General features: G+C 60.0%; 19 protein-coding genes. 8 read left to right on the top strand and 11 right to left on the bottom strand.

Translation table 11 applies throughout. From position 1 onward, the window contains the following. Positions 1–12 precede the first annotated feature (12 nt). Complete coding sequence (gene istA / locus JN279_RS09285) at positions 13–1,524, bottom strand: IS21 family transposase (protein ID WP_202351541.1); 1,512 nt, start codon at positions 1,522–1,524, stop codon at positions 13–15. Between the two features lie 89 nt (positions 1,525–1,613). On the opposite strand from istA, the gene JN279_RS09280 reads away from it, so the two are divergent. The 3 genes from JN279_RS09280 (at position 1,614) to JN279_RS38160 (ending at position 2,987) form a co-directional block, all read left to right on the top strand. After that, the gene (locus JN279_RS09280) at positions 1,614–2,162 is read left to right on the top strand and encodes a hypothetical protein (RefSeq protein ID WP_202352583.1); all 549 of its coding nucleotides are present in this window, start codon (positions 1,614–1,616) and stop codon (positions 2,160–2,162) included. A gap of 70 nt (positions 2,163–2,232) precedes the next feature. Further along, positions 2,233–2,571, top strand: coding sequence for a hypothetical protein (locus JN279_RS09275; protein WP_244734467.1), 339 nt, complete (start codon positions 2,233–2,235; stop codon positions 2,569–2,571). A gap of 194 nt (positions 2,572–2,765) precedes the next feature. Beyond that, positions 2,766–2,987 (top strand): sunset domain-containing protein, encoded by a 222-nt coding sequence (locus tag JN279_RS38160; protein WP_244734706.1) that lies wholly within the window; start codon positions 2,766–2,768, stop codon positions 2,985–2,987. A gap of 587 nt (positions 2,988–3,574) precedes the next feature. On the opposite strand, the gene JN279_RS09265 is transcribed toward JN279_RS38160, so the two are convergent. The 3 genes from JN279_RS09265 to JN279_RS09255 form a co-directional block, all read right to left on the bottom strand. Continuing rightward, positions 3,575–4,384, bottom strand: a complete 810-nt coding sequence (locus JN279_RS09265; protein ID WP_202352582.1) for a hypothetical protein — start codon at positions 4,382–4,384, stop codon at positions 3,575–3,577. A 190-nt stretch (positions 4,385–4,574) separates the two neighbouring features. Continuing rightward, the gene (locus tag JN279_RS09260) at positions 4,575–5,351 is read right to left on the bottom strand and encodes a hypothetical protein (protein ID WP_096449556.1); all 777 of its coding nucleotides are present in this window, start codon (positions 5,349–5,351) and stop codon (positions 4,575–4,577) included. Between the two features lie 16 nt (positions 5,352–5,367). Beyond that, positions 5,368–7,359, bottom strand: a complete 1,992-nt coding sequence (locus JN279_RS09255; protein ID WP_202352581.1) for a CHASE2 domain-containing protein — start codon at positions 7,357–7,359, stop codon at positions 5,368–5,370. Between the two features lie 181 nt (positions 7,360–7,540). Between JN279_RS09255 and JN279_RS09250 the strand changes: the two genes are divergently transcribed. Continuing rightward, positions 7,541–9,190 carry a caspase family protein gene (locus JN279_RS09250; protein WP_096449560.1) on the top strand — a complete coding sequence of 550 codons (1,650 nt, stop codon included), beginning with the start codon at positions 7,541–7,543 and terminating at the stop codon, positions 9,188–9,190. A gap of 488 nt (positions 9,191–9,678) precedes the next feature. On the opposite strand, the gene JN279_RS09245 is transcribed toward JN279_RS09250, so the two are convergent. Continuing rightward, on the bottom strand, positions 9,679–10,140 hold the full coding sequence (locus JN279_RS09245) for a hypothetical protein (RefSeq protein WP_096449562.1): 462 nt from the start codon (positions 10,138–10,140) through the stop codon (positions 9,679–9,681). Beyond that, positions 10,141–10,350, bottom strand: coding sequence for a hypothetical protein (locus tag JN279_RS09240; protein WP_202352580.1), 210 nt, complete (start codon positions 10,348–10,350; stop codon positions 10,141–10,143). 147 nt (positions 10,351–10,497) lie between these two features. Between JN279_RS09240 and JN279_RS09235 the strand changes: the two genes are divergently transcribed. From JN279_RS09235 to JN279_RS09225, 4 genes are all read left to right on the top strand, one after another. Then, entirely contained in the window at positions 10,498–11,190 is a 693-nt protein-coding gene (locus JN279_RS09235; RefSeq protein ID WP_096449564.1) for an SOS response-associated peptidase, read from the top strand. Next, a complete protein-coding gene (locus JN279_RS38080; protein ID WP_210347621.1) occupies positions 11,187–11,363 on the top strand; it encodes a hypothetical protein in 177 nt (58 codons plus the stop codon). Before JN279_RS09235 ends, JN279_RS38080 begins: the two co-directional genes overlap by 4 nt. Beyond that, positions 11,360–11,605, top strand: a complete 246-nt coding sequence (locus tag JN279_RS09230) for a hypothetical protein (protein WP_096449568.1) — start codon at positions 11,360–11,362, stop codon at positions 11,603–11,605. Before JN279_RS38080 ends, JN279_RS09230 begins: the two co-directional genes overlap by 4 nt. Positions 11,606–12,074: 469 nt before the next feature. Continuing rightward, a complete protein-coding gene (locus tag JN279_RS09225; RefSeq protein WP_096449570.1) occupies positions 12,075–12,917 on the top strand; it encodes a PRC-barrel domain-containing protein in 843 nt (280 codons plus the stop codon). A 72-nt stretch (positions 12,918–12,989) separates the two neighbouring features. Here JN279_RS09225 and JN279_RS09220 read toward each other — a convergent pair whose 3' ends face one another. From JN279_RS09220 to JN279_RS09200, 5 genes are all read right to left on the bottom strand, one after another. Beyond that, positions 12,990–13,169: a hypothetical protein gene (locus tag JN279_RS09220; protein ID WP_019863601.1), complete on the bottom strand. Its 180-nt coding sequence runs from the start codon at positions 13,167–13,169 to the stop codon at positions 12,990–12,992. A 142-nt stretch (positions 13,170–13,311) separates the two neighbouring features. Then, complete coding sequence (locus JN279_RS09215; RefSeq protein WP_202352579.1) at positions 13,312–14,454, bottom strand: sugar ABC transporter substrate-binding protein; 1,143 nt, start codon at positions 14,452–14,454, stop codon at positions 13,312–13,314. A gap of 83 nt (positions 14,455–14,537) precedes the next feature. Beyond that, positions 14,538–15,569, bottom strand: a complete 1,032-nt coding sequence (locus JN279_RS09210) for a histidine kinase dimerization/phosphoacceptor domain -containing protein (protein WP_202352578.1) — start codon at positions 15,567–15,569, stop codon at positions 14,538–14,540. Positions 15,570–15,575: 6 nt separating this feature from the next. Beyond that, on the bottom strand, positions 15,576–16,022 hold the full coding sequence (locus JN279_RS09205; protein ID WP_010913467.1) for a response regulator: 447 nt from the start codon (positions 16,020–16,022) through the stop codon (positions 15,576–15,578). Next, positions 16,019–17,524, bottom strand: a complete 1,506-nt coding sequence (locus JN279_RS09200; RefSeq protein WP_244734462.1) for a sensor histidine kinase — start codon at positions 17,522–17,524, stop codon at positions 16,019–16,021. Before JN279_RS09200 ends, JN279_RS09205 begins: the two co-directional genes overlap by 4 nt. Between the last annotated feature and the right edge of the window lie 57 nt (positions 17,525–17,581).

Raw genomic sequence — 17,581 nt, 5'->3', positions numbered from 1 at the left:
GGGTGGATCTCCTCAATGAAAGTAATCAGGGCCACGCAGATTGGCGTGATCGACGATGGCGGTTGGTTCGGTGGAATGGCGTGCGGCTTTGTGGTTGGCGATGAGCGAAGCAATGCTCTTGCAGTTCAGGCCACCGATCTCGACAGCGCGGGCTGACACGGATTCGGCCCGATTGCGATCGATGTCGCGAAACAGACGTAGGATGCCCAGACATGTTCGAAAGCCCTGCTCGGGATGCGGACGGCTGGCGAGAATTGCGATGACCAGACCTTCGGTCTGCGGCCCGATCGACGTGGCCCAGCGCCGAAAGCGCTCCGGCGTCCATTCGGCATAGCGCCGGTGGGAACTGGGCATGTGATCCGGATCGGTTCCATGGCGAGGACCTCCATAGCGGCGCTGATGCACCGCGACGCGCTTGCCGCGGTGGAAGATCTCAATGGTGCGCGCCGTTGCTCTCAGATCGACCTGCTGACGAATGAGGCTGTGGGGCACCGAATAAAAGAAGGTCTTGAACTCGACATGATAATCCGTCGAGACGCGAGCCAAACGCCATTCGGCAAACTCGTAATCCTCCAGTGGAAGACTGGCCAAAGCCGGGCGCTCGACGGTCTCGAAGAGCTGCCGGCGACTGACGCCCAGCCGGCGCATGACGTGGTCGTTGATGCGATCGAGTGCCCGGCCAATGGCGGCATTGGCTTCAGCAAGCGAGAAGAAGGTCTGATTGCGCAGACGCCCCAGAATGCAGGACTGGGCGAAACGCACTCCATTCTCCACTTTCGATTTATCCCGAGGCTTTCTTGGCCGTGCCGGAAGAACGCCGACGCCATAGTGGGAAGCCATCATGCCGTAGCTGCGGTTGATCTCGGGATCGTAGAAACTGGCGCGACTGACGCCAGACTTCAGATTGTCGGGAACGACGAGTCTGGGAACGCCGTGAAAAAAACGAAACATCCGGACATGCGAGCCAATCCAGTCGGGGAGCGTTTGCGTCCAGGTGGCCTCGGCAAAGGTGTAGCTGGACGCACCCAGCACCGCCACGAAGATCTCCGCCTCGCGGATCTCACCGGTCTTGCGATCGACAATCGGAATCTTTTTGCCGGAATAATCCACGAAGACCTTGTCGCCGGCCGCATGCTCCTGGCGCATCGTCGGTGACAGTCGCTGCTTAAATCCCCGTAGAAGTTCACAAAAGCGACTATAGCCGTAACCGTCGGGATGCGACCCGCGATACTCCTCCCACAGGATGAGCAAGGTGACGCCGGGCTTCTTGAGCTCGACCGCAAGATCGGCCCAGTTCGGTTCCGTGCGTCGCCGCGTGCCCTGTTTGACGCCGTTGCGACTGAAGAGCTTGTGCTCAAGCGCATCGTCGGTCAGCTCCCCCGGCAAGGGCCAGCTCAATCCAACCGCGGCTGCACGCTGCAGATTATCCTGCACCGTACTGCGCGCTATTCCCAATACGACCGCAATCTCGCGGGAGCTCGTCCCGCTTCCGGCAAGCCGCAGCATTTGTCTCAATTGTCTCATGGTCAGCCTTCTCTTTGCCGGCATCAAAATGTCCCCGTTCATGGCGAGGTGATTGATGCCAAAGTTGCTGACCCAGGAGGTAATCTTCAGTGCCGAAAACTGGCCGGCTTTTGATTGGAATGGTGGCCGGCTTCAAATCGGAATGGTGGCCGGTCTTTGATCGGAATGGCGGCCGGCTTCACGTCGGAATCCGCACAAGCAATCAAGCCGACTACATGCAAATCGGTTATGGGCCAAGTTTTGATGTCGCCCATGCTCAGTGCGAGATGCAAAAAGGATCGGTTGACCAAGGCTATATTGCTATCGGATCGCCCGGATTCTTTGCAGGGGCCGGAATCGGCAATGCTCTTGGCAACTTGGCCGCCGAAGATCAATATATGAAGAACTGTCTCATCCTAAGTGGATGGAAGCGCGCACTGCACGGACAGGGCGCTGCCGCTGCATCAGCCGTAGCCGCCGGTGCGCCGCCGACACCCTATGGGATCCAGCGCGCACCTGGCAGTTGGATCAACACGGCCCTTCTGGATTGGTCGGATGCGAACAACAAATGCGTCGCTGGCGACATGACCGCATATGGCACTCGAGCGAAGCTTGGGGCTCGACTTAGGGCGGCTGGCGTCAACCCGGCACCGGTCTGATGGTTGGCGGGACGACGATCTGGCGCCGGGGATCGCTGCTCTGCCTGAGCGCCCTTCTGGGAGTCAGCGGGTGCGGCCTGACTACCTCAACCACTACGACTCCGTGACGCTCGCCGCCGGCGAAGCCAACCGGGCCAACAGCATCGCCCAGACCGTCGACCCGTTCAACCCGAATAGCCAGAACACGCACATTGAGAGCGATGGGCAGCCGATCGCCGGCGTCGTTCAACGATATCGGGGGACGACGTTGGGGCCTGCACCGCAAGCTGGCATCGTGGTGAATGTCGGTTCAGGCGAACAACATCCTTGCGACCTTCAAATACAAACGGACAGCGCGGGCAAGCTTTGCGGCGGCCGAGCTGCTGAGGCGAAGCCAGGCGGTCGTACGGGTCACGAGACGGGCTACTAACGGGGCCGAGAGAGACAGACGAACGTGGGCAAAGTCCAGCGTCATGAAGGTGCCGATCAGACCGGTGGCGAAAGAACGCCAAGAAGCGGCACCGCGGGTTTTGGCGGCTGGAGTATTTGTTCGCGCTGATCCTTGTGCCCGTGGCCGTGATCCTCTCTCAGAACCCCGATATCATCGGCGCGGCACCAAGCCTCATGCCACCTGAAGGCATTGTCGACGCGGCTCCCAGCACTTCCCTCTTTGGCGTCGGTTGCAACATCAAAGGAAATATCTCGATCAACACCGGGGAGCACATTTATCACGTCCCCGGCCAAAAACATTACATCGAGACGATCATCCGGCCAGAGTATGGCGAGCGATGGTTCTGTAGTGAGGCCGAGGCCGTCGCGGCTGGTTGGCGGAAGGCCAGGCGGTGATAGCGCGGACGTTGAAATACCAGATTGCAGTAGCCGCTTTGCTGGCCAGTGTTGTTGGATCTCAAGCTGACACGCGGCGGGGTGATTTCACCAATGCTCTTTGGTATTCGTCTAAGTGCCCAGCCTATGAACTCGACCCTGATATAGCCATGGGGTAGCAGTTTCCATAGGGCTTCCGGATACCCCAAGTTCAATCATAGTTGCAGAAAACGAGGGCGAACAGTCCATGCTCTCGAACGTAGCGCCATTCGCTGGGCGTCCCGAAGCATCACAACTCCCGCAAGACGTGTGCCGCTGGGCATACTCAATGTTTGGGCCAGATGGAACAAAGATCAAAGGGCTGATGAGAATACGGACCAAGGGATGACAACTGGCGTCCTAGTTGCGGCCTCGCTATCTGCCTAAGCGTCGGCATCGGGATGGCAATCGCCGGCTAAGGGCCGAAGCTGATCGCCGCGCCTACGAAGGTCTTTGACCCTGAAAGCGTGAAGGTGAAATCATCCGTGGCGGTCGCCGCAGACGTGGCGATAACCGTGACGACATGCCTGGGGTAATTGGGCATTCGGTCCCAAACATGAGTTCGCTATTTACGGCTTGACCCCTTTCTTTGCGGAAAGGTTGCGCATCTTGATGGTGATGCCCTCGGGCTGGATCGCAGTGAACTGCGACGTGAGCCCGTATTTCTCCCATTCGGGCCCGAAGCCCGCCATCACCGGACCTACACAAAAGGTAAACCACTTCGGATTCTTCGCGACACCAGGCTCGCACTGATTGGTGATATAGCAATGCGGTGCCTGGTTGGTTGGAACGTTGTCGGCAGAATAGATCAACTTGTCGTCGCAGGTGACTCTGATCCAGCCCGTCCTGTCGGCCGCCCATCGTACCTTCATGGAAAAGGCCACCCAGGAACCGAAACGCGCCGGTGACTGGCACTCATTGCCGAGGAAGGTAACGCCCTTGGTTGCGTCTACCTTCAGCATATAAAGAAAATTGTGGATGAACGGCCCCTCCCAACTGGCGATGCGGAGGCGGCTGTCCAATCCGCCCGGCAGAAAGCCCATCGCGTGGCCGTTGAAAAAGCCGGGATAGTTGAACGATGGATCGACCCACAGGTCGAAGCGATAGTCCATGCTCTCGCCTATCTTGCCGTCCGGCCCGATCAATGTGGCGCGTACATTGCCGTTGTGGCAGTCATTCTCGCCACGGCCGTCACCGTAGTCCACGCTGCTGCATTTGCGATCGAATATCTGGAAAGTGGTGACGCCGCCCTTGGTCACCGGTCTCAATGGCCCATTCAGCCCATTGTTCTTAAACCCGACAGGAAACTTGTCGGCCAGCGCGGAACTTGAAAAGAGCGCCGCCACCAACGTCACAAACAGGAGAATGCACCGTTTCATGCTCCCCTCCCAATTCTGACAGGCGAGGCTATCAGCGAGGTGCCGGTCAGGCAATCAAGCGCTGGCCGTCGCAGACAGAGGAATCGACCTTACGGGAAACACGGAGCCGACCGGTTGGGCTCGGGGCACGCTTGCACCAGTGGTCATGCCGGCCAGCAAGTCGCTCACGGCGCCGATCCCGGCCGGCAAGCTACTGCTGTTTCGACACAAGCTGACGCACAAAGGCCAACGCTTGGCGTTTGCAACCGCTACTCACCATCCATCCAAGAACGTCCAGCGGATTTTGGGGAATGGCGTTCTGCGGAAACACCTTGATCTCGATCAACGCCGATGTCTTGTTGGTCTCGACAACGAAAGATTTCACCGGGGCAGGAACAGGGTCCGGAAGCGAGTAAGTGGGCTTGCCGGCGCTCCAGACCAAGCCGGTCAAGGACTGCCCACCGCCGAAGCGAACCGAGAACACTACCCTCTCTCCGATCCCGCGGCGTGCAAGAACCACGTCGCCATTGCGGATGCAGCCGGGAGCGGATTCTTCGATGGAAATCGCCCAGGGATCGTCAAGTCCACTTGGTTTGGATTGGCCGGCCGTGGTGCGCGCGCTTCCGATGGACTCGCTTCTCTGGCGCTCGTTGGTCAATAGGCTCGCTATCAGCGCAAGATTCGAGGGTCCCGCCTGCCCGTCGCCTGCCCCCGGCGAACTGTTGGGCGTCAAGGCATCCTCTGTGACCACGAAGGCAGCAGGCCCTGAAATTGGATTCACGCTGCCGTCCTCGCCGAGCAAGGTGACGACTGTACCGGCCGGCACGTTGATAACGTCGCTTGGCGCGAAGACCTTGCCTGGCGGCAGTTCTTCCACAACCGGCTCAGTCGACAGGACCACATATTGGCTGCCGGCCACTGCGCATTGCGCCGTCACGACAACGGCCATGGCAAGGGTCAGAGAGGCGATTTGCGAGATCGAACGCATACGGCTTATCATGGCCCTATTTGTCGGCAAGATGAATGTCTGCCCGGAAGTGTCCGCTTGCAAGACGGCCATGGTAAAAAGCGATCAGAGCGTCTTGCGGATAGTTTGCGACCAACAGCTCAAACGCCGCTGTCGCGAGCTTGTTGTCGTTGGCAAGTAGGGCGTAAGCCTTGGCATACTCTTCGCAAAGTATCGAATTTTCCGACGTAGGGCTCATTGCCTCGAAGGCCTCGATGCCTTGGTTCTTGCCCTTAAGGTGCAGAACTCCTGCAGGGCGCAGCAAGAAGCGCGTTGTCCTTTTCGCGACTTCCGAGCTAATGCAATTTTTCGTGCCTATGTACTTGTTTGCGCCCTCCAGTCGGGCCGCAGTGTTTACCGTGTCTCCAATGGCCGTGTAATTGAAGAACCGATTTCCCCCGAAGTTGCCGACAATCGCCGGCCCGCTGTGGATACCTATGCGGGTAGCGCCGAATGAATGGCCTCGTCCCCGCTCTCGCAGCCGCTGCGCCAGATCCTGCACTGCCAATGCCAGGGACACCGCGCGCTCTGCCTGGTCATCTTGCGCTGCCGGGGCCCCGAAGAAGCCGACCACAGCATCGCCGATGACCTTGTCGACCGTTGCACCATGCTCGATGAACAACTCGCAGAGCCCGTCCAGATATTCGTTCAGTATGTCTGCCAGCACCTCTGGCGCCAGCTTCTCGCTGAGTGATGTAAATCCCTCGACATCCGTGAACACGCAGGTGATCTCACGGCGCTCGCCACCGAGATGGAGAGCGTCGGGCTCCTTGACGATCGCTGCAACGACGGCCGGACTGACATATTTCGAGAACGCGCTCTGAATGAAGCGGCGAGCGTTCGCGTCCCGTCTCCAAGCCAGGAAGCCAGTAAAGGCCGACAGACCGAGGACAAGCAATGCCGGGGCGACCATCGGAACGATGATCGCAAACCTCGCGAAGGCCCACGCCTCACCGATCCACACCAGCAGCACCGCACCGGCGACCGCAACAGGTTTGAAGACCACCGGGATCGGCCGCGAAACGATCCACAGGCAGAACAGCCCGGCAAGAAACATCGGCGCGTATCCCACCGCAGGCCAAGGGATCGATACTGTGTCCCCGGACAAGAGCCCGGCCAACGCGTGGGCATGGATGGCGACGCCAGGCAGAACACCAGTTTCCGCGCCGCTCAACAACGCGAACGGTGTTGGATGACGGTCTATCTGCTGCAGGTCCAGGCCGATAAGCACATATTTTCCCTCGAACCAACTCAGCGGTGCCAGCGGAACGGCCTGTGCCGGATAAGTCGGAAAGTTGAAGGGCAAGCTGTTGGCTGTGCGGTAATAGGCCATTTCCTTCGGCCCGGGGTCGCGACCAATGCCTGTCGATGCTGCAATCGCGGCAGCAAAGCTTGGCGTCCAGCCCTCTTTCGATTGTCGACCGGGAAAAGCCCCACGGACCACGCCGTCGAGATTGTCGTGCAACAACGCGGCAAGGCCCCTCTTTGCCGACGGGGCGAACGCGTTGAGATAGTCGAACTGCCTCGGGGTGAGGCCGTCAATGCGCGACGCGGAGGCGATCACGACGGGCACGCTGGCGGTTTCGATAACCGTCTCCAGCCGGGCATCCTTTTGCGGCTCCGTTGGCTGGTCGAACAGCAGGTCGATACCGATGACAAGCGGGTGAGCCGACTCGATCCGGGCTACGATGTCGGCCAGGAAGCCGCGGTCCAACGGTGAGCGGTATGGAAATTTCGCCAGGGTTTGTTCTGTTATTGCGACCACAACGATGTTGGGCGGAGCGCGAGTGAATGGCGAGATCGAGACCATCATCACATCGCGCAGAACATTCTCCAAGGGCGGTGAAACGAGAGCAGTCGAGATGCACAGCAGAACCAGATAGGCGAGCGAAGCGGCGATGCCACCTCGCCGGAGGCTGACGATCCCTCTAGGTATTCGCACTCCGAAATAGCCCCCTAAGCCAGTGGAAGCGCCACTCGCCGCCAGCATACCCGTTCGGCCCTATCAGGCAAATTGTCACCTGTTTTGCCTGGGAATGCAGGGCTGGCGCCAAAACGGGTGTCCGCCGAAAGCCACCTCCCTGCGCCGACCATTCGTCCGCAGCCCGGGGCAAAGCTCTTTTCGGTTGCATTAGCCTCTGCTACATTTCCCTGGGGGAGCCGTCTCTGCCATGCGCAGCGCTTTCATCCTGTTGGTTTTATTGTTTGTTGCTGTTGCGGGACAGGCAGCCGCCGAGAAACGGGTGGCGCTGGTAATTGGCAACTCGGCCTACCAACACGCCGCACAGCTCGCCAATCCGAAGAACGATTCGTCCGATATGAATGCCAAGCTTCAAAGCCTTGGCTTCGAGGTTGTCAGTGGCCAGGACCTCGACCTCGCGGGAATGCGTCGTACGGTGCGCCAGTTCCTGGACAGGCTCGACGGCGCCGACATGGCGCTGTTCTTCTATGCCGGGCATGGACTGCAGGTGAACGGCAACAACTACATGGTGCCGGTCGATGCCCAGCTCTCCAGCTACAATGACCTCGACTTCGAGGCCCTTCCGATAGACCTCGTCCTTTCAGCGATGGAGCGCAGCACCAAGGTCAACCTCATCTTTCTGGATGCCTGCCGGGACAATCCGTTCGCCGAGAAGCTGTCCCGCTCGATGGGGACGCGCTCAGGCTCCGTGAGCCGGGGGCTGGCCAGGCTTGGCAGCGGAGTCGGCTCGCTCATAGCTTTCGCGACGCAACCGGGCAATGTCGCCATGGACGGAGCGGGGCGGAATTCTCCATTCACGAGCGCACTGGTCGCTCACCTTGGCACACCGGGGCAGGACATCATGCGCGAACTCATCGATGTGCGCCGCGACGTGCTGGCGGCCACGGATGGCAAGCAAGTGCCGTGGGAGAACTCTTCGCTGACTGGCGAAGTCGTGTTGAAGCCTTTCCCCGAGGAACCGAAAGCGGCATCTGCCCCCACTTCACAGTCGGCGCCGCCGGACAATGCTGTCGAGCTTGCTTATTGGGCGACGATCAAGGACTCGACCGACAAGAGCTTCTTCGAGGCGTATTTGCAGCAATTTCCGGGCGGCGTTTTTGCCCCCCTTGCGAGGTTGAAGATCGACGCGATCGACAAGCGCATGGAAGCGGAACGGCAGGCGGCGCACCTGCCGGAGGCGGGGCGCGCCACCAACGCGACCGACGATGCCAAGGGGACGGAAGTCGCAAGCCTTGAGCATCGCGACCCGCTCGTCCAGTCATCTGCACCTGGCACAGACGCCAGCGAACTTGCGCGCGCCACTCAAAGGGAACTCTTGCGCATAGGATGCCTTTGGGGACGGGCTACCGGAGAGTGGGGAGCCGACAGCCGCAAAGCGCTGCAGGCCTACGCGGATCGGCAAGGTGTCAGGCTTGCATCGCTGGAACCGACGGCGGAAATTCTGGAAAGGCTAAGGGCGCTCGGAGGCCGTGTCTGCCCGCTTGCTTGCGAGCACGGAATGAGGGTGCAAGGCGATCATTGTGTGCCGCAGGCCAGCGGCCTGAGCGCGTTTGACGGCACCTGGAGATTGGTCAGACGAGCTACAACGAACTGCGGCGATTGGCGAGAACTCTCATCGTCCGTCGTCATCAGTGACGGCAAAGTATCGTCTGATTCCGGATTTACAGGAAGTATTTCGAGCAGTGGCGCGATCAATATGAAGCAGACCTTTGTCTATAAAGGAAGAACAGGCGGCAACACCCTGACTGGCGTCATAAGGGGTGACAATGGAACGGGCAAATTCAAAGGGACAGGAGCTGGCAGCGGGTGTTCAGGAAAAATTATCATGGATAGGATGTAGAAATACGGCGTCGGCTGTCACCCGCATCGGCGTCATTCTATCAACCCTCAGCGCCGGCACTTGGCCGTCGGCGGCGCCGGCACGGTCGCCGGTCCGGATGTCCGCAAATGTGAAACGGCAAATTGGCGGGCTTCGTGGTGCCGCGAACAGCGGCTGCTTTCAGGACTAACAGACGATGATCACTGCGACTGAGGTGTGGCGCTAAGCAGCGATGTCCGCAGTGGGGCCGCAAGAAGACGGTCCGGTTCCGAGACGAACCACCCAGAAAGTTGCCGTGCAGGGGGGTCGTGCCAACAAAGGAATTCAATCCATTCGCATCGCGCTCGTTTTTAGTAGGCTGTCGCGAGGAAAGGTTGAGGATCTGGCGTGACGCTAGTCAACGATCGTCTTCTCGAAAGCAAGATGACGAAGGTGGAGCAGGCGCGAGCCTGGAGCCCGCGCGTCATCTCGAAATTCGAGACACTGATCAACAGCGCCGACGACCACTCTCAGTTTCGCGGCATGCTGTGTATCTCCATCCGAACCGGTCCTCCCTTTTTGCAACTCGTGCAGAAAAGAGCGCGCTCCACCGAGCTGAACAGAGCTTCCTTGCCGTAGCGCTTGATCAAGCTTGCCGGCTTCACTTCCGCATGATGCGAGCAGGTCGTGCACCACGCTCGCAGCGTGTGCCAGCTGCGCAGGTCGCCCAGCGCGACGTCTAGTCCGGCGTGAATACTGCCGTCGATGATCGTCTGCGGCGGGACCTTCACTTCGCCCGGTGTAATGATCTTCTCCATAACGTGGCGGCTGTTGTAGTGGATCAGCAGCATGCCCGGCCGGCGCCGGATGGCGGCGTGCCAGGCCGCCTGGCTCACCATTGCATCCGGCGATCGACAGATGGTTTCGAGATGCGTCTTCTCCTCTCGGTCCCATACCTCGATCCGGAAATTGTCTTCGGCAGTGTCCACCATTTAGGGGCGCGCCTTATGCCAGCCGCGAGAAAAGCCATTGGAGATCGCCGCGCGCGACAAAGCGAGTTCCCGTTCAAGTTCGGCGTTCCTAGCCAGAGCGGTCAGCAAGGCGACCACAGCGTCGCCCCCGGCTGCAGCAATAGCTTGCTGGGCCGCCAACTCCAATTCGGACATAGCTTCGCCGATCGGCGCATTTTGGCGCTTTCCCATGGCCCTTTTCCTGCTCAGATAGATCAGGAATAAGGAACATATTCCTGTCCGGTCAAGAGGCGCTTGACTATTTTGTTCTCATTTCGTTCACTGTCGGCAGGACAGCCACACCGTAGGATCGGGAAGCCTGTCGATCGAGGAAATGTCATGTGCGGCCGCTACACCCGATATCTGACATGGTCGGAAATCCACCGACTCTACCGGCTCACGGCGCCGGCGGAAATCGGCCGCAATGACGAGCGGCGCTACAACATCGCGCCGACGCAGGACGTGCCTTTCGTCACCGCCGGCGAGAACGGGAACCACCGCCTGCGGGAGGGGGGATGGTGGCTCGTTCCGTTCTGGGCAAAGGAAATGCCTAAGGCGGCCATGTTCAACGCCAGGATTGAAAGCATCGACACGACGCCGGCCTTCCGCGACGCCTTCAAGTCGAAACGCTGCCTGATCCCGGCTGATGGCTTCTACGAATGGACGATTTCGCCAGCCGACGGCAAGAAAGATCCCTGGCACATCTACCTGCCGGGCCACGCGCCTTTCTCGTTTGCGGGTCTATGGGCACACAACTCCAATCTCGATATCACCAGCTGCACTATCATCACCGAGCCCGCAGGCGAGCCGATGAAGAACCTGCACGACCGTCAGCCGGTCATTCTCGACCAGACCTATTACGACGCATGGCTCGACCCGGCGACGCCGAAGGAATATCTGAAAGATATCCTCAGCCACGACATCGACGGCCAGTTGCAGTTCAACCGAGTTGGGCGCGACGTCAATTCGACCGTCATAAACAAGCAGCCGAATGATCAGCCTGCCCTGGTCGGACCGATAAATCCGCTATGAGCGACGAACCAATCAAGCTTGCCGAAGGCATGATGGCGGCGCCGCACGTCTGCGAGTTTGAAGGATGCGGGAAGCGCGCGCCGTTCGGATTTGCCAAGCCGAGACAGCCATCGCACTGGTTCTGTTTCGAACATCGAGAACACGGCGACCGCTATTTGGCGGGGGTGAGATGATCAGTCGACCAAGAGAAGCGAACGATTATCCAGACCGAGTCATCGACTGCCAGGAGGCAATGGAGCCCGGCTTCCAGGCCATCGTTGATTGCATGCTGGAGGCTGGCTGGTCGCGCGGCGAAATGCTGCGGTCACTGAAGCGGCTGATCGCGGCGGACAACATGACCCAGAGAGAGAACGCCAGGACGGAAACACAGCTTGCCATTGCGCGCGCCATGATGCGCGCCGGGAAGCCTTTATAGCTGAGGGATTGTAGGCACAGCACCAGCCGCAGTTACTCGAAGGCGGACCTGGGGCCCGCCTTCGACGTCCGGCCTAGGTTCAGCCGCCCATCTTCTTTGCCATGGCGCAGAAATCTGCGTGCGACTTGTTGAGCGTGGTATCGCCGCAATCTTTCAAAACCGCTTTCTGTTCATCAGGTTTCATAGCCGTCCATCCTCTAAGACCGCCGCTGGGGTGATCGCCTTCAGCCGCTGCGGCGATCCGGCCAGTGGCGAATATGAGGACGCCCGGGTGTTCTGTTCCTACGGGTCGTTGCCCGTATTGGAGGTCGAGACCGCAATCGCCTGCTAGGCAAATGCGATCGAAACCACCACGCGAGCTTGTTGTGTTCAGGCCGACTCGGGACCCCCACCGCTGGAACCAATATCCACACGGGCTGTTGAGCTGTGCTGGTACAAATGTTCCGCGGTACATTTCCACCCGATTGGCGTGCTCGACACACGAAGTCAAAGCAAGAAGCCGCCTGTGGGAAACAATATGAAATTCGTTAAGGTTGCAGCGCCGTTGGCATTGTTTTGCGCGCTTGGTGTCAGCCCGGCGTTCGCTGTATGCAATATCTCCGATGCGAAACTCGAGGAGGCCGTGCTCAAGAGCCCTGAGTTGCGCAAGCCAGAAAACCGATACCTGGTCCATGACCTGCGCACCTTGAGGGATGCGGCGTTCGTTCTATGGACATACGGTTTGCACGACGATTGCGAGCGCGTGCTCGCCAATATCCGCCAACTGATCGCCGCGCCGTCAATGGCCAAGCTCGCGGGTAATGATGAGGATCTTGCCGATGAGCAATTGGCAGCAGGCGAACCTAAGCAGCATGAAGGTGGGGGTATCCAGGGCAATCGTGACGCCCCAGACGCCCGCCCGCTCATCAATCTCGACGACCTTGGACCTGGCCTTCGCGTCGACGAGATCGTCGGCTCCGAGGTCCGCAGCTCGGATGACAAGATCGTTGGCGAAGTTCGAAATGTCGTGATTGGCACGAAGGACCGATGGGACTACGCAGTCGTTGCCTCAGGTGGGTTCTTTATCGCCGGTAGGGACAGCATCGTCGTCCCGCTACGTTATCTTCAAGTGAACGAGGAGCGGACAAGCTTCTACCTCCGCATCTCCAGCGCCGATGTCAAAGCCGTGCCGTTGATGCCCGACCAGAAATATCTGTGGCTTGCGGATGAAGCGTGGCGAGCGAAGAACGATGCGATCTTCCAGAAGTTGATCCCGGACCCGGTTCGCTCTGGAACCCCGTCGGTCCCACAAGCCAATACCGACTCCAAGTGAAAGATCGAGCCAAGCCAGCTCGTTCCCTGGCGGTCGAGACCTCGATCACGTGTTAGGCGAACGCACGAGCCTTCACGCGCACTTCTTGCGTTCAGCTACCTCGACACCAAGCCGGAACGCCTGGCCGTCCGCGTAGGAGCGCGCGTAACTTTCGGCCTCGAAAGGGAAGGTCAGCGTGTTGCCGTAGGCTGTCACGCGGACGGTCCATTTCTTGTCGCGAATGATTTCGACTGCGTGCTCGGGCGATCCCATGTGTCCTCCCACGATCACCAAGTGAGGGCACGGAGATAGCGTCGCAAAAGTCGTTTGAATGCAAACAATTCGACACGTCGGTGTCGTAATGGCGTTGGTCCGGTCAAATGGCCTGTTGCCCAGCCTCCGGATGGTGCGTCTACTATCGAGATTCAGACGACCAGGGGAAATTGAGATATTGATCGCGGCTGTCGTAGCAGATGTTGCCATACATCCGTAGATAGCCATCTCTTCGCGCCGGATCGGCATAGACCGCGCCTGGATTGGCAAGATCCTTTTGATAGTCGCCAAGGTTTTGCGCCGTGATGACGTGCGGCAGGATATCCATCGCTTGCGGGATCGGCTTTCCCTCGAGCCAGTCGGCCACATGCTGGCCCATCGCATATCCGAAGACAGGCGAATTCAGGCTGACCGTCATCTTGTAGGGACCTCCCTTTGTGATTTCGGCTATTGCCTCGGGCTCGCCGTCGATCCCTCCGATGAACTGATCCGGCCTGTCCTTGCCAGCCTCCCGCAGCGCCTGCAGGGCGCCAAGGACGACACCATCGGCGCCCAGCACCACGTCCACATGCGGATGCGCCTGGATGACCATCCGCATCGTGGCCAATCCTCCTTCCTTGCTGACGGGATTGGGGGAGATATCGGCTACGATGCGCACGTCTGGCAGCGTGTCGAGCGCATCGCGGATGGCGACGAAACGCGGCGTGAGAAATTGCAGGCTGTCCTGGGTCAGCAGCACCACGTCGGCTCGGCCGTGGAACTTGTCCTTGATATACGCGACCGCCGCGTCTCCCAGTTCCTTCCCGGTGAGATATTGCGGCGCGTTGAGCAGCGACGTTGCCGGCGGTGCGACGACCGTGCTGACATAGGTTCCCGACCACATGGCCTTTTGCAGGCTGGGGGCCAGCGCCGCCGGGTCTACGGGAGACACAACGATCCCTCCCACCCGCTCGGCGCGCAGCGCCTCGACGTCCGAGATCATCTTGGCGCTGTCATTGGCGGCGAGGGCGACACGATATTCCAGATGGTTGTCTTCGGCCGCCTGAGCCAGGCCATGATCGACACCCTCGATGAACTCACGCTTGTTGTCCTTGGCGAATGCCAGGATCGGCTTGAGGTCGGTTGGCTTCGAGCAGCTCGGCGCCGTTGGAACGAATGGCTGTAGAACCGTCGGAACGGTAATGCCGGGTGACCCCTCGGCCAACGAGGCGACATTGGTTGCGAGCAGCAGAGCAGCGATCGGCAGCACCTGCTGCATGGCGAATCTACCGGTCTGCCAAAACATCGAACTCTCCACCTGAAGAAAACGCCGGGCGCATCCTTGCATGACCCATGGCGGAGGCAAAGCCTGCCAGCGCGCATAGCCCGTCACTGCGGCAGGGCAAAGCTCAGAGCCACCGCTGTCCCGGGATCGCGTGCCTGATAGGCAACATCGGCGTCGATGCTTCTTGCCATTGCCTTGATGATGCGCGTTCCCAAGCCGGTGCCCTTGATGACGTTGCCGGCGTTGCCGACGCCGTCGTCCTCGACGGTCAGCAAAGCGCGACCCGGCCCGTCCTCGCGCAGCAATACGCGTACATCGCCGGATTTATCGGGATAGGCATATTTGAAGGCATTGGTGACCAATTCGGTCACGATCACCCCGAGATTGATCGTGGCGTCGATGCCGAGTATCAGCGGCGCCAGATCGCTGATCAGGTTGGCGCCGTGCCCCTGGCCACGCATCGAGCCGCCAAGGTTTTCCAGGAGGCCGCCGAGATAGCCGTCGAGTTCGACGATGCCGACCGAGCCGGAGGTGTAGAGGCGCTTGTGCACCGAGGCTATGGCGAAGATGCGCGCTTGGGTTTCGGCAAGCGCATCCTTGGCACCCTTGTCCGTCAACACATTGGCCTGCAGGTTGACCAGCGATGAGACCATTGCAAGGCTGTTGGCGACCCGGTGGTTGACCTCGGCCAGCAGGAGTTCGGCGCGGTCGCGCGCCGCACGCACCTGCGCCTCGGCGGCTTCCTTCTCGGCGACGAGGCGTGCCTTGGCGACAGCCTGATCGAGAGCGGAGGCCAGAAGGGCTATGAAGTCGTCACCGATCGTCTTCGGCACGAAGTCGCTAGCCCCGGCCTTCAGGGCGGCCACCGCGACGCTCATTTCGGAAGAGCCTGTTACATAGACGGCGGGGGGAGCAGCGCCGCGCGTTGCAAGCCTTGCCAGGAATTCAAGCCCGGTCCCGGCTCCCAGATAGTGGTCGAGCGCCAGGACGTCGAAGCCGCCTTCCTCAAGTCTGGTCAGAGCCTGTTCCGGGCTGGAAGCATGCTCGACGACGAAACCGAGGCGGCCGAGCTTCTTCTGTACGAGGCGCGCGAGCGCGTCGTCGTCATCGATGTAGAGGACCCTGGTTTCAGGCATCGCTTTTCAGGCCGTTTCCGGGACCTGAATGACGGTGAACAGGAGGCCGAGCTGCCTGATGGCGTTGGCGAAGCCTTCGTAGTTCACGGGCTTGGTGATGTAGACGTTGGCGCCGAGATCGTAGCAGCGCTGGATCTCGCGACTGTCGTCGGTCGTTGTCAGCACCACGACAGGAATCCGCTTGAGATGCTGATTGGCCTTGATTTGTTGCAGAATATCGAGGCCGGTCATGTCAGGCAGATTGAGATCGAGAAGGACAAGAAGATGACGGCCGACGCTCGCATCGCCAGAGCCATCCGGCCCGAGCAGATAGGCGAGCGCGCTGGAACCGTTGGTGAAAGCCACGACATCGTTGTTGACGCCGGCGCGGCGAATGTTCTTCTCGATGAGACGCGCATGGCCCTCATCGTCCTCGATCATGACGATCGTTACAGGTTTGCCGGCTTGGCTCATGCAAACGCTCTTTCGTTTGATGCCGCGATCAGCGGCAGCTCTATCCTGAAAGTTGTCCCAACGTCGAGCTTTGATTTGACCGTGATATCGCCGCCTAGCCTGCGCAGGATGGCTCGTACATGCGCAAGTCCGATACCGTCGCCAGGCAGGTCCTGTAGACCCGATCGCCGAAACAGCTCGAAAATGCGTTCCACGTCCTGCTCGGCGACGCCGCGGCCATTGTCCTCGAAATCGATGGCGATGCGGCCACCGGGGATAATCCTTGCTCCGACCCTGATGCGAAGTGGCCGCGCGGGCGAGCGATATTTGGTCGCATTGTCGAAAAGGTTGGCAAAGACCTGCTCGAGCGACAGGCGATCGGCCTCGATCTCAACGCCTGCGAGATCGACGTCGATCTTCCCGCCCGCTTCCTTGACCTGATGCTGGAAGCTGGAGACGGTGCTTTCGATCAAAGACGCAAGTTGAATGGTTTCGGGCCGCAACGGCCTGCGTCCCTCGCGCGAAAGCTGGAGGATGGCGTTGATGAGCCCATCCATTTTGCTCGTCGACGAGCGGATGAAACCGATGGCTTCCGGCAGGTCCTCCGCCGCCGCCACTCGTGCGTTGGCAACGAGGGGGTCGGACGCGTTGGCGCCGATGCCGGACTTTTCGATGAGCGTCTGCAGGCTGGCGACGCCTGCTTCCAGCTCGCTGGTGAAACCCATGATGTTGACGAGAGGCGCGCGCAGGTCATGGGTGACGATGTATGCGAAGCGCTGAACCTCTTCATTGGCCCGCACCAGGTCGGCGGTGCGCTCGCGCACCCTGGTTTCCAGCCCGCTGTTGAGAGCCTCGAGGTTTCGCCGCGCGGCGCTGAGTTCGCGCGTGTGGCGCAAGAGCGACGCCCAGGCAAAGCCGACCACGATAACGATCGCTATGCCGCCGGCTATGGTGATCATGCGCAGCCAGGCGAAGTAGGACCGTTGTTCCGCCACCCGCGCGGTCAGCCGGTCGTCGGCCGCAAGGATGATGCCGTTGAAGTAGACGTTGGCCTGATCCATCAGCGTCTTGCCACGGTTGGAAGCGACGATCGCCGCCACGGCATCGTCCTTGCGCTGTCGCTTCAGGGCGACGGTCTTGTCCATTTCGGCAAGTTTTTCGCCGATGATTGCCTTGAGCTGGTCGATCGATGCCGCAGTCTCGGGTTCGCCGGCAACGAGGAGCTGCAACTTTTCGAACCGGCGAAGAGCCGAAGACTTTGCCGTATCGTAAGGCGAGAGATAGATCTCGTTGCCGTTTAAGAGGAAACCCCGCTGACTGGATTCCGCCGAGAGCAGCGAATTGCGGACATCGACGGCGGCGGTGCGCGTGTCGCGCGCCGCGATCACATCGTCGAAGCTGATGCGCGACTTCTCGGCGAGCAGGTATGTGGCGGTGACGATGCCCATCAGAACCAGCAGGCCCATCGCCAGCAGAGCGCTGGAGCCACGCAGCATGACCTTGTCGGTTGGATTTTCAGACAAATTCGTCTCACTGGTGCGCATTGGTGGCGTTATCTCTAGCGAGCGTTATACTTTCCC

It is taken from the genome of Mesorhizobium sp. 113-1-2 (genome assembly GCF_016756475.1).
GTDB classification, from domain to species: Bacteria; Pseudomonadota; Alphaproteobacteria; order Rhizobiales; family Rhizobiaceae; genus Mesorhizobium; species Mesorhizobium loti_C.
This window is presented reverse-complemented; position numbering and strand designations above follow the sequence as displayed.